Annotated in this window: 12 protein-coding genes; 4 read left to right on the forward strand and 8 right to left on the reverse strand. The window is 31.7% G+C overall.

Going from position 1 to position 12,369, the window contains the following annotated elements:
• Window positions 1–85: 85 nt before the first annotated feature.
• The 3 genes from ERL59_RS08305 to ERL59_RS08315 all read right to left on the reverse strand — a co-directional run bounded on the left by ERL59_RS08305 (window position 86) and on the right by ERL59_RS08315 (window position 2,761).
• Window positions 86–868 carry a FixH family protein gene (locus ERL59_RS08305; RefSeq protein ID WP_160645744.1) on the reverse strand — a complete coding sequence of 261 codons (783 nt, stop codon included), beginning with the start codon at window positions 866–868 and terminating at the stop codon, window positions 86–88.
• A gap of 260 nt (window positions 869–1,128) precedes the next feature.
• Window positions 1,129–1,527 (reverse strand): hypothetical protein, encoded by a 399-nt coding sequence (locus ERL59_RS08310; RefSeq protein ID WP_160645745.1) that lies wholly within the window; start codon window positions 1,525–1,527, stop codon window positions 1,129–1,131.
• A 250-nt stretch (window positions 1,528–1,777) separates the two neighbouring features.
• Complete coding sequence (locus ERL59_RS08315) at window positions 1,778–2,761, reverse strand: aldo/keto reductase (RefSeq protein WP_160645746.1); 984 nt, start codon at window positions 2,759–2,761, stop codon at window positions 1,778–1,780.
• Window positions 2,762–3,298: 537 nt separating this feature from the next.
• Between ERL59_RS08315 and ERL59_RS08320 the strand changes: the two genes are divergently transcribed.
• The 3 genes from ERL59_RS08320 (at window position 3,299) to ERL59_RS08330 (ending at window position 6,320) form a co-directional block, all read left to right on the forward strand.
• On the forward strand, window positions 3,299–3,988 hold the full coding sequence (locus ERL59_RS08320; RefSeq protein ID WP_160645747.1) for a CsxC family protein: 690 nt from the start codon (window positions 3,299–3,301) through the stop codon (window positions 3,986–3,988).
• Window positions 3,989–4,184: 196 nt separating this feature from the next.
• Window positions 4,185–4,847: a CsxC family protein gene (locus tag ERL59_RS08325; RefSeq protein WP_160645748.1), complete on the forward strand. Its 663-nt coding sequence runs from the start codon at window positions 4,185–4,187 to the stop codon at window positions 4,845–4,847.
• 135 nt (window positions 4,848–4,982) lie between these two features.
• Window positions 4,983–6,320: a CsxC family protein gene (locus tag ERL59_RS08330; RefSeq protein ID WP_160645749.1), complete on the forward strand. Its 1,338-nt coding sequence runs from the start codon at window positions 4,983–4,985 to the stop codon at window positions 6,318–6,320.
• Window positions 6,321–6,381: 61 nt separating this feature from the next.
• On the opposite strand, the gene ERL59_RS08335 is transcribed toward ERL59_RS08330, so the two are convergent.
• The 4 genes from ERL59_RS08335 to cls all read right to left on the reverse strand — a co-directional run bounded on the left by ERL59_RS08335 (window position 6,382) and on the right by cls (window position 10,782).
• Entirely contained in the window at window positions 6,382–7,065 is a 684-nt protein-coding gene (locus ERL59_RS08335; RefSeq protein WP_160645750.1) for a metal-dependent hydrolase, read from the reverse strand.
• A gap of 68 nt (window positions 7,066–7,133) precedes the next feature.
• Window positions 7,134–8,312 (reverse strand): MalY/PatB family protein, encoded by a 1,179-nt coding sequence (locus tag ERL59_RS08340; RefSeq protein ID WP_160645751.1) that lies wholly within the window; start codon window positions 8,310–8,312, stop codon window positions 7,134–7,136.
• Between the two features lie 16 nt (window positions 8,313–8,328).
• On the reverse strand, window positions 8,329–9,138 hold the full coding sequence (locus ERL59_RS08345) for a uroporphyrinogen-III synthase (RefSeq protein ID WP_160645752.1): 810 nt from the start codon (window positions 9,136–9,138) through the stop codon (window positions 8,329–8,331).
• A 129-nt stretch (window positions 9,139–9,267) separates the two neighbouring features.
• Window positions 9,268–10,782, reverse strand: coding sequence for a cardiolipin synthase (gene cls / locus ERL59_RS08350; RefSeq protein ID WP_160645753.1), 1,515 nt, complete (start codon window positions 10,780–10,782; stop codon window positions 9,268–9,270).
• A gap of 227 nt (window positions 10,783–11,009) precedes the next feature.
• Between cls and ERL59_RS08355 the strand changes: the two genes are divergently transcribed.
• Window positions 11,010–11,333 carry a hypothetical protein gene (locus ERL59_RS08355; protein ID WP_160645754.1) on the forward strand — a complete coding sequence of 108 codons (324 nt, stop codon included), beginning with the start codon at window positions 11,010–11,012 and terminating at the stop codon, window positions 11,331–11,333.
• Window positions 11,334–11,461: 128 nt separating this feature from the next.
• Here ERL59_RS08355 and ERL59_RS08360 read toward each other — a convergent pair whose 3' ends face one another.
• A complete protein-coding gene (locus ERL59_RS08360) occupies window positions 11,462–12,337 on the reverse strand; it encodes a hypothetical protein (protein ID WP_160645755.1) in 876 nt (291 codons plus the stop codon).
• Between the last annotated feature and the right edge of the window lie 32 nt (window positions 12,338–12,369).

The following is a 12,369-nucleotide window of genomic DNA, read 5'->3' on the forward strand; positions in this document are numbered from 1 at the left end:
TGACATGGGTGCCAGTTTATTCAGACACCTTCTTTAATTTTCAATTTTAGGAAAATCTCTAGTGGAAAAGTGAAGAATCAAAGAATCACTGAACTTCTACCTTATGTTCCTTATGATCATGAATTTCTTCACCTTTTTCAACATGAACTGTAACATGATAAGTACCGCTAGAATTGAAAATATAATCAGATTTGTACATCCCCTGCATATCCTCAGTTGCATCGACATATTCATGTTTCTCATTATTGTCTAACCAAATCTCAAATTGCACACTAGCATCAGTTAACAACTGATCACCTTGTTGAAGATGGGCTGTTAATTCTACTTCTTCATTTGCAACCACATTTTCAACACCCATTAAATGTATTCCTAATCCACCTTCATTGGAATCCCTCATAGAGCCATCCATGTTCTCATGATCCATTTGGTCTGATTCCATGTTCTCATCCAACATTTCATCCACTTCTCCAACAGTGAATTGCTTTTTGGGCATATTATGCATATCTCTTGCAGTCACATGTGCAGTTACACTGTAAACTCCGTCTTCTTCAAATGTTTCTTCTACAAAGTAAATACCTTCTCCTTGATGAGTTCCATAGGCGAAACTAGATTGTTCACTTCCATCTTTCTTAAATTCAAATTTAACTTCACTTGCATCTTCAATTTTTTCAGAACCAAGAGTTACAATAGCCTCAATTCTAACAGGTTGTCCCTTTTGAATTTCATCTGGACTAATTTGGATGTCTACATCAAACAATTTTGGTGGGGGTAATTCAGACGTTTCTTCTTGATTTGCTGTACATCCTGTAACAAATGCTATGATCATTATGATGAATATAAACGATTTAAGTACTGAGTTTTTTCTCATTTGTAAAGATTCCTTCCTTTTCCTTTAGTCAAAAAAACATATCATTTAATGAGGATTTTTTTTGTTTAAAATTATTGTTCACATCAAATAACTTATTTTAAACCAAGTCATTGTGATTTAGATCACTTTTATAGTCTACAATTCTACTAGAAACGAAACAATATAGAAAAGAATGTCATTATGAAAATTTAATGAACAAATAAACACAAAACAGTGAACGAGTATTATTCATTCGTCCACTGTTTATAGTTATATCTCAATTAATACCTTAATTCATTCTCTGCATTTTTCATTAGAGTTAATAGCAATATGATTACAACGATGTTTGCAATAAATAAAGGAATAACTAACAATATAGCCAAAGGAAGAAGCAGCAAGGATCCCGTCATTAAGACTGCCCCGACTACAGTTATAATAAAATAACTCTTCCATCTAAGGATTGCTTTATCTGCAAGCTTATACCGTCCATTATATTTTGCACATACCTCAATCCCTTTACAAAGATGAAAAACAAACAATAAATTTAATACCGTATAACCAACAAGTAGGACATAGCCAAAAAATCCAATATTGAATACAAATATATCAAAAATCGATAGTACGATTAATGGAATAGTGATCTTTTGTGCTGATATAAAATAAGAACTTTGATATAACAATAGAGCCAAGCCTGAATAGATAAGGACATACCCTATTATATCTGGTAAAATATCAAAGTTATTAATTCTAAAGTCAAACCAAAAAAGTATTCCCCAAAAAATTCGATTAAACGCTATAATTCTCGCCTCCTATGTTCCAACACAATGTAACACATATCAAATTATAAAAATTAGTCATTTTTAATATTCCAATATAAATAAGAGTGGAGCCACTTTAGGATCCACTCCAAAATGAAAAAAATATTTTCTATTAATAAACTCCTCTAATGTGGTCAACCACTTCATTCTGATAAAAATAGTTCAGTTTTTCCATTTCTTCCTTTGTAAATGAAGGTACGTGAATGGCTTGTAAATTATCTTCTACTTGTTTCACATTTTTGAATCCAGGAATAACACAACTTACTTCTTTATGATCAAGTATCCAACGTAAGGCAGCTCTTGTCATATTCCCCCTGTCTTCAGCAATCCATTTCAATTGATTTGCTAATTCAGATCCTTTAGATAAACCTAAACCAGCAAAAGTTTCACCTACATTAAATTGTTCACCATGTTCATTAAAGTTGCGATGATCATCTTTTTCAAAAGTACTTTGAGCCGTAAATTTACCCGTTAACAAACCACTTGCTAAAGGTAATCTGACCAATATTCCTGTCCCATTCTCTTTAGCTTTAGGTAATAATTGTTCAGCTGGTTTTTGTCTAAAAATATTAAAAATAATTTGTAGAGCAGCAACATTAGGATTTTTCAAACATACTAAACCTTCAGCAACTGTTTCTACACTTACTCCGTAATAACGGATTTTTCCTTCTTCTTGCAATTTGTTCAATACTTCAAACACGCTGCCATCTTTTAAAATATCCATAGGTGGACAATGAATCTGATAAAGATCAATTGTTTCTCTATTTAACTTTTTTAAACTTGTTTCACAGTAATTTCGAACACTTTCCATAGAATATGTTTTTGAATCATGAATATCTCCAAAACGACAGAACTTCGTGGCAATATGCACTGAGTCCTCTTTTCCCTTAGTAGCTTTGGCCAGAAGTTCTTCACTATGCCCTCCACCATAAACATCCGCAGTATCAAAAAAGTTTACACCTTCATCCATCGCTTTATGTAACGCTCTCAATGACTCATCATCATTCGTTGAACCCCAAGAACCACCAATTGCCCAGGTACCAAAACTAACTTCACTTATGTTTAGATCACGATTACCAAGTTGTCTATAATTCATATCATCATCTTCCTCCAGTCATTAAACAAACTTAGTTATATCTTAACAAGATTTCCATTGCTATTCAATCTTTAACCTTTTATCAACATATATAACAAGCTTTTTATGATGAATCTAAATAGACTTCTTTGTTTGATTATATTATTTCCTTACTAAATTTAGCTACTCATTTTTATGAAATATTTCCCCATCTAATTTAATTATAAAAACTCAAAATAGTTTGTACATACTTTCTCACGTCCATTGATTTAAAATATTAATTGTTTAATAAAATAAAGTGAATTAAAGATAGGTAGTATATTTTTAAAATTATAGGCTCATATCCAATCAAATGTCTACATTCACAAATATACTACAAGTGTGAATACATTAATAAAGTGATCAACATAAAGCTTATTTCAACATTTATTCAAAAAAACTACACAAGAGCCTTTTTCTTTAAAAAATAGTGCAAATGTCCAAACCAAAAGCAAAAAAAAGAATATGATGTTATTGAAATAACATTTCAACTTTAAATTAATGAAAGGAGTTAAACAAATGAGTGATAAAGATTGTGCAAGAGTTACCCCTATCTTATCTGATTGTACAGCGCATACTACACCAGCACACGCAGATACGTTTAAAGTAGATGTAGTATTGGGTACTGTAGATGTTCAATTAGATATTGAGGCTGAGATCGATTTAGATTGTCCTGCTTTGGATATCAAAGATATTGACAAAGAGGTATGTGTTACACAGTGTGAATTTATTGATGTAAAAAGTCCTGTTGATGTTTGTGTAACAACTGGAAAACTATTTTTGGGAGGCTTTGTTCGCAAAAATATACGTTATTCTACAGTTGGATGTGTAACAGATGAAGGTATATGTGGTGATATTCGCCATTGTACTGTGAATGTACCATTTAATTGTGCTGTACCTATTGATAATATATTCCCACATCTTGAACACAACGATAGTGCAACAAAAAGTTTCCATGGTCGTAAGCTTAAGCAATTTGACCAAAGCTTATGGCAGCCTCTTAATGCACCTGTAGAATGTGAAATTAACTGTGTTACGATTAACGAACGAGATTTATTCAAAAATCGTACTCCATTATCTTATGGTCCTAAAGATGAAGGAACTTTCTGCAAAATAATAGAAAAAATGGTTGTCTTTTTAAACATTACTCTATCTCAAAAAAGAGTTGTCACTTTAGCACCACCGAAGACTACGACTACGACTTGTTAATAGAATAATGAAATGTACAATTGTAAATTAAAATTTATAAATTCACCTTTAATTGGATAGTTAGAGGTGAATTTTTTTTAGAAAATTTAATTTTCTAGTATAAATGTTAATTAATTTAAATATTTAACAATAAATAACCTGTTTATTTTTATTAGATTATACATATAATTATGCTTCTCGAAGGGAGTTATATAATATGGGTGATTGTAATGTTAAAGTAACACCGATTATAAGTGATTGTACTGCTCAAACTACACCTGCAAAACCGAATACGTTTAAATTAAATATCGTATTGGGAACTTTAGACTGTCAGATTGATATTGAAGCTGATATTGAATTAGATTCCCCTGCTTTAGATATCAAAGATATTGACAAAGAGGTATGTGTAACTCAATCAGAGTTTATAGAAGTAAATAACCCTACTCTTGATTGTGAACTTACAGGTAAGCTTTTTATGGAAGGATATGTTCGTAAAAACGTACGTTATTCTTCAGTTGAAAGTGCAACTAATGAAGAGGGATTTGGAACCATCCGTCATTGTACTGTAAAATTACCCTTTAATTGTGCTGTCCCTGTAGAAGGAATATTCCCAACATTCAATCACAACGATCGTAATACAAAAAGTTTACATGGACTCAAGTCCTCACAATTTGACCAAAGTTCATATCAGCCTTTAAATGAACCAGTAGAATGTGAAATTAACAGTGTTACGATAAATGAACGAAATCTGTTCAGAGATCACACTACAATATCTCACGGTTCAAAAAAAGAAGATACTTTCACTAAAATAAGAGAGAAAATGGTTGTTTGTTTAAACATCACACTTACTCAAAAAAGGTTAGTTACTTTAAAATTTTAATCAATTAAGGGTTACGATTATAATGAGATTATAAGAGAAATTAGCCCGTTTCTTAATAATATCAGCAAATAACCAATCAAAAAGATATTTAAAAGAATATAATATCTAAATCTATAGAGAAAGGAGTAAAAAATAGTGTTAGATAAATATGATGATAGCGTAAAAGTGACACCGATACTGTCTGATTGTACTTCTCACACTACGCCTGCAAGCCCTGATACCTTTCAAATGAATACTGTTCTAGGATCATTAAATGTTCAAATCGACATAGAAGCTGAAATTGAATTAGATTCTCCTGCTTTAGATATTAAAGATATTGACAAAGAAATTTGTATAACCCAGGCCGAATTTATTGAAGTTAACAACCCAAATAGCCCCTGTGAATTAGCAGGTAAATTATTCTTAGGCGGGTTTGTTCGTAAAAATATACGTTACTCTTCAGTAGAATATGATTCATATGATGGTGTTTGTGGTAAAATAAGACATTGCACTGTGAATGTTCCATTTAATTGCTCACTGCCTGTTGAAAATATTTTCCCAATATTAGACCACAATGATAGTGCTACAAAAAGCTTCCATGGGCGTAAACGTACTCAGTTCGATCAATCATTTTGGCAACCTTTGAACTCACCTGTAACATGTGAGGTTGAAGAAGTTCTAATTAATGAAAGAGATTTATTCAGTAATCGTACCCCATTATTATGCGGTCCAACTAATGAAGGTACTTTCACAAAAATAACAGAAAAAATGGTTGTAACCTTAATAATAACGCTTGCCCAAAAACAAGTAAAATCATTTACACCTATTATCGAGACTCCAGTTACGGTGACACAACCAACACCTGCCCCTGAACCAACGCTTGAACCTGAACCAACACCTGAACCTGAACCAACGCCTGAACCTGAACCCGTTAACGTTTGTCCTGAACCTGAAGAAGATAAACCCATTATATGTTTTGAACTTGAGTCAGAAGAGGAAGAAGAAGATTTAGATGTAGATAAAAGTGATGACATTGCAACAATTAAATCAGCCGATCAGAATGAAATCAGCGAAAATATTGAAGTTGAAGCTCTCCCAGAACAGATTGATTCTATTGAACAAGAAAGGGCACTTGAAGATGAAAACAACCATATATCAACATTAGGTGCGGAAATAAATGAATTAAAAGAACTTATGAACAATATGAATGAAAAAATCACTCTAAATGCTGAGATTCACTTAAAAACTGAAGGACAGGAAGAGAAAATTATCGAAATCAGCAATAATGAAATAGATGAATTAAATAATGAGATGATACAGTCACAACAAGAATCTGAAGCAACAGAAAATCATATTTCTGAATTAAATGAAGAAATAGATGAATTAAAAACAAAGGTTGAAAATGAAAAAAATAAAACTAAAGAAAAAACAAGATCAGGATTCTTCGCTTGGTTGAAAAAATTATTTTCTAAAAAAGTTGGAGAAGAATATTAATTAATAATGTAAAGGAATTTAAACAGCAGAGAATTAAATATAATTCTCTGCTGTTTGTTTGTTAAATTTCAACCTGTTCCCCACTATTTAATATGTGACACTTCATTCCTTGGTCATCTAATTTTTTAGCAAATTTATTAACATCCTGTTCAATGATTGGAAACGTATTATAATGTATTGGAATTACTCGATTTACCTGAAGCCACTTCGCAGCTATTAAAGCATCCTCAGGTCCCATCGTGAAGTTATCACCTATAGGTAAAGCTGCTAAATCAATTTCATTTAATTCACCAATGAGTTTCATATCTCCAAATAATCCTGTATCACCAGCATGATAAAATGTATGATCATTCATGGTTAATAATATACCGGCAGGCATTCCTGTATATATCATTTGATCCCCATGTTTTACAGAAGAACCGTGAAATGCTTGCGTTAATTTCACTTTAAATCCTTCAAATTGAAATGATCCACCTATATGCATGGGATGTACATTTGCTCCTTGTGATTGACAATACATGGCTAATTCAAATGTCGCAATAATAGGGCATTGATTTTCAGAAGCAATTTGTAAACAATCGCCAAAATGGTCCTCATGTCCATGACTTAAAATGATAGCATCCACTTTAAAGTCTTCCGTAGAAGCTGAGGTTTGTGAATTACCTTTTAAAAAAGGATCGATTAAAATACTTTTATGATTACCCTCTACTAGAAAACATGAATGTCCATAAAAAGTGACTTTCATTATATCACCATCCTCTATATTCATATAAACTTTAGAACAAAAGCTCCTATCGGAGTTAAATCCTTATGTTACTCAAAGGTTTTGATATATGCTGATTTAATCCTTTCAAGTCCCTCGGCTAATACTTCTCTAGGACATCCTATATTCATTCTCGTAAAACCATCTCCATTTTCACCAAAAATAAAACCATCACTTAATGCTACTTTTGCTTTTTTCAACATAAACTCTCGCAATTCTTGTCCGCTCATTTTTAAATCTCTACAATCTAGCCAAACAAGATATGTTCCTTCAGACTGTATAACTTTAATTAATGGCATATTTGTTTCTACATATTGTTTTACATACTGATTGTTATCGTATATGTATTCTAAACAATGATCTAACCACTCACCACCTTGTCTATAAGAAACTTCAGCAGCCACCCTTCCAAAAGTATTCATCATATTTAAAGAGTACCTGCTAATTTCTTTCCTAAATTTCAACCTTAAATCAGCATTTGAAATAATTACGCTTGAAGCTTGCAAACCTGCAATATTAAAGGTCTTACTAGGTGCTATGCAAGTAATGGTTTGTTGAGCTAACTCTTCGCTAATGGAAGCTAGAGGGATATGTTTACTTTGTTTAAAAACTAAATCTCCATGTATTTCATCAGCAACAATAATAATATTATGTTTTAAACAAATCTCCCCTAATCGTGTCAATTCATCTTTGGTCCATACTCTACCAACTGGGTTATGTGGACTACAAAGTAATAACATTTTTACAGAGGAGTCTAGTTGGGTTTCTAATTTATCTAGATCCATTTTATAAGTGTTATCTTCTAGAACGAGAGCATTGTCAACTATTTTTCTCCCGCTTCTTTTTATCACATCAAAAAAAGGATAGTATACAGGAGATTGTAAAACTACTTTATCCCCTGGTTCAGTTAAACAAGCGATTAAGAATCCAATTGTAGGCATCACACCAGGTGAATACGATAACCATTCTCTTTTGATTTTCCAATGATGTCTTTGTTCTAACCAACCTACTACTGCTTCATCATAAGAATTAGTAGAGGATGAGTAGCCGTAAACACCATGCTGTGCTCTATTAATTAATGCATCCACTACAGGTTTAGGGGAACGAAAATCCATGTCTGCCACCCACATGGGTAATACTTCATCACTGTCAAAAAACTTCTTTCTTTCATCCCATTTATATGAAAACGTAAGATTACGATCAATAGTTTCATCAAAATATTCACGCATTTGATACACCTCTTAGTTATTTATTTTTTTCAACGTATTCTGCTAATGTAACTACCATACTTCCTATTCGTTCTATTTCAGGAGTTACAACTCTATTAATTCCCTCTTCCCTTATAGCAGCTTCAGTCACTTTTCCAACAGATAATGCCAATACTTTCTCATTTAAGGCATGTATGAATTCCGTTCTCTTCTGAATTTTGTGAGCATATTCAACCATAAATCGAATTTGAGGGCCACTAGTAAAAGCAACCACATCCACTGCACCATTCAAGATTTCAGAAACAATTTGCTCCATTTTTTCATCAGCAGGCGGTATATGTCTGTAAGGTAGTATTTCAAAATAATTAGCACCTGATTTCTCTAGCCAATCAATCATTTGTGGAGCAGGAGCGCCATAAAGCTGCAGTGCTACATGCTGCCCTTCTAAATTATAGGGTTGGAACATTCGAGTAAGCCCCGCTGTTGTCCCATCACCATCCCTAATAGTTGGTTTTATTCCCAATTTTTTCAAAACATTTACTGTTTTATATCCTCTTGCAGCAATTTTTGCTTCTTTTAACACATGTATAAATTGATCTTCATTCCCTGTCTCTTTAGCTAACCTATATAATTTATCTGTTCCAATTCCTGTTGTAAAAATGATCCAATCACATTTTTCATGAAGCAATCGATTTAATGATTCTTTTACATTAGAATCATCAAGAAAAACAGTACCTTGAGCAGGACGTATCAATGGAGTACCTCCGAAATTTTCAATAAGTTTACTGATTTCATCCGCTTTTCTTCCACCAGCTATGGCAATTTTCTTCCCCTCAAGCTTTTTCAAAGTTTACTCATCTCCTAAGTATGTACATGATTATATATTATAACATTAGTTATAAGAAAATCACCTCTCTATCACCTCTCATAAATGTGTCCAACAACTGTTCACGATTCACCAAATGAAATTTTATGATTATAAAAATGGGGAGGCCAATCTTGCGAGTGACTCTGCTATTTTCTGAGTTATTGAACGGTGTGAGAACTGTTCATATTCAATTAATGTTGAAACAAGTAAATCAGTTTGAAAATCATCTATTAATTTTCTTACACTCTCATCTTCGTATAAAATTACATTGACTTCAAAATTCAAATAAAAACTTCTCAAATCCACATTTGTAGTTCCAACAGTAGCAAATTCTTCATCAATAATAATAAATTTACTATGCATAAACCCATTTTTATATTCAAAAATTTTCATTCCAGCTTCTAAAAGCTCTGAAAAATATGATCTTGATGCGTAATATACAAATCGGTTATCAGGATTTAATGGGAAGAGAAATTTAACATCAATTCCGCTTAAACAAGCAATTCGCAAAGCACTAATGATATCTTCATCTGGTATAAAATAAGGGGAGGCAAGCCATATCGATTTTTTAGCTGAAGTGATCATAGAAAAAAATAAATCTTTAATGACATTCCACTTTTGATCTGGTCCACTATTAATAACCTGTACAGCACCTGTCTCTGTATTTGGAACACTTGATTTAACATTTTTATTAAAATATTCGTCCGACGAAAACTTTTCATTTGTAGCAAATAACCAATCCTTTTGAAAGAAGTACTGAAGTGCATTTACAGCTTCTCCATTTAACTGTATATGAGTATCTCTCCAAAAACCAACCTTCTTATCTTTTCCTAAGTATTCATCCCCTATATTAATACCACCAGTAAACCCTACTTTACCGTCAATAACGATAATTTTTTTGTGATTCCGATAATTGATATGATTATTTAAAAACCGAATTTTCATAGGTAAAAATGGTTCAATAGTTACCCCAACAGATCGAAGATCCTTTAAGTATTGTTTTTGTAGCTTCCAACTACCTAAGAGGTCATAAATAAATCTAACTTTGACACCTTCAGTTGCTTTTTGAATCAAAATATTTTTTATCTTTTGACCTATTTCATCATCTCTAACGATGTAATACTCCAGGTGAATATGATGTTCCGCTTTTTCAAGTGATTTTATGATTTCTTCAAACGTAATCTTACCGTTTGCTAACACCTTAACTTCTGTCTCATAAGATATTGGACTGTTACCTAAATTGTAAGCTAATCTTGATATAATTCTTTGCCTTTCATCTAAAAGTTCTTTATTTGGATTTATTAATTTAGTTAGTTCAAAATTGCTTTCATGATTGGTTTGAATAAAATTATTCTTTTCATTAATTTTTCTTTGTATATAACTACGTCCAAATAAAATATAAAAAATAAAACCAAAAATAGGAAAGAAAATAAGTGCGATTAACCATATTAAGGTTTTTGTTGGGGAACGATTTTCAAAAATAAGAAGAAGTGCAATTAAAAAAGAGAGCATAGAAAAAAAAAGACTAATGAAAGTAAAAATTTCACTATTCCAAAGGTTCTTAGTGAAAACATATATTATATATATAGATAATGCTAAAAGAAAAAAGATTAATTTTTTCATTTATTCACCTAGTTCTTATCTATTGATTATGGATTACCTTATTAAGTTTTGCAGTACAGTAAAACAATATTCCTTAAAAGACCAAGAAAATGAATATTAATTCTAAATCGTCCTTTTAAATAGTTGTTGTTAATTCTTTTTAACTGAGAAACCGAATGTTTGTTTTAAAATTATCACATACTAAATGAAGTTTATTTTGTTTCTTATACAAAAAGGAGGTAATGATGATGGTTGAGAAAGGTCAACATCAACAGCATATACAACATGCTGTTGAAGGTGCAGATGATGCTATCACCATGTTGCAAAAATCACAACAAGCAGTTTTAAAAGCAAAAGAAACCGCAAGCCCTCAGGATATTAAAAAATCTGAAGATCAGTTAGATCATGCGATGACAAATTTAAAAAAAGTCCAAACAAATCTAGATTTTCAAACTAATCAATCACAGGAACAGCAGGTCCAATATATTCAACAACAATTATCTCAAACAAAAGAAGATGCCCTTGAAGTTCAACAAATAGAAGCATCTCCACTACAGAATAAAAAAAGATAATAAATATTCTCAAACCTTATATTTACAGAAATTAATTAAATAAAGACACCCTTTCACTGAAGGGTGTCTCTCATTAAATCTATAAAATAAGAAAAGATTTGAAGTTAATTATAGAAAAGAAGTGTTTTTTAAAATTCAATTTGTAATCTTTGATCCATATAATCATCTAAATGAACTTCATTACCATCTAAATCAAAATATTTCCCTGTTTCTCTGTCAAATTTAATTTTTGTATATTCTATTTCTGAATGATTTCCACGTTCAATTTCATTTCCATCTTCATCGTAAATTTTTCCTGTTTCTTCATCTACTGTGTGGATCGAATATTCATAATCTTCTAATGACCTTACTTCTGTAAATTCTCCTAGTTCAATTTCCTTTCCGTCTTGATCATAAACTTTCCCTGTTTCTTCATCTACTGTGTGGATTGAATATTCATAATCTTCTAATGACCTTATTTCTGTAAATTCTCCTAGTTCAATTTCATTTCCGTCTTGATCATAAACTTTCCCTGTTTCTTCATCAATTGTAAATTCGACAGCCTCACCTACCACTGAATAATTAGATTCAACGAATTCAACTTCATTTCCATCTTCATCGTAAACTTTTCCTGTTTCATTATCTACTCTTACTTTATTTAACGTATATTCATAATCCTCCGATGGTCTTATATCTGAAGAGTCTCCTAGTTGAATTCCATCCATCTCATTCCCGTGCTGATCATAAACTTTTCCTGTTTCTTCATCAATTGTAAATTCAATATATTCTTGAACTTCTTCTACCAATGAATATTCAAATTCATTAATATCAATTACATTTCCATCTTGGTCGTAATATTTGTCTGTTTCTACATCATAAGTAATATCAATTTGCTCTACAACACCTTTAATTCCAATGTTCTTAAGTGGGAGATCATCACTTTCATTTGCACTTACTGCACTGACTACACCTCCTAATAATAAAACTGATAATGCTGCTGAAGCGATCATCTTTTTACTTCTCATGTTTTTCTCTCCTCCGATTTTGTTTTGTTTTG

Origin of the sequence: Chengkuizengella marina, assembly GCF_009910845.1 — a bacterium.
Classification (GTDB): Bacteria; Bacillota; Bacilli; order Paenibacillales; family KCTC-33759; genus Chengkuizengella; species Chengkuizengella marina.

Coding starts and splice junctions, on each gene's coding strand:
- ERL59_RS08305 (WP_160645744.1), bottom strand. CDS start 868: ATGAGAAAAAACTCAGTACTTAAATCGTTTATATTCATCATAATGATC.
- ERL59_RS08315 (WP_160645746.1), bottom strand. CDS start 2,761: ATGAATTATAGACAACTTGGTAATCGTGATCTAAACATAAGTGAAGTT.
- ERL59_RS08320 (WP_160645747.1), top strand. CDS start 3,299: ATGAGTGATAAAGATTGTGCAAGAGTTACCCCTATCTTATCTGATTGT.
- ERL59_RS08325 (WP_160645748.1), top strand. CDS start 4,185: ATGGGTGATTGTAATGTTAAAGTAACACCGATTATAAGTGATTGTACT.
- ERL59_RS08335 (WP_160645750.1), bottom strand. CDS start 7,065: ATGAAAGTCACTTTTTATGGACATTCATGTTTTCTAGTAGAGGGTAAT.
- ERL59_RS08340 (WP_160645751.1), bottom strand. CDS start 8,312: ATGCGTGAATATTTTGATGAAACTATTGATCGTAATCTTACGTTTTCA.
- cls (WP_160645753.1), bottom strand. CDS start 10,782: ATGAAAAAATTAATCTTTTTTCTTTTAGCATTATCTATATATATAATA.
- ERL59_RS08355 (WP_160645754.1), top strand. CDS start 11,010: ATGGTTGAGAAAGGTCAACATCAACAGCATATACAACATGCTGTTGAA.
- ERL59_RS08360 (WP_160645755.1), bottom strand. CDS start 12,337: ATGAGAAGTAAAAAGATGATCGCTTCAGCAGCATTATCAGTTTTATTA.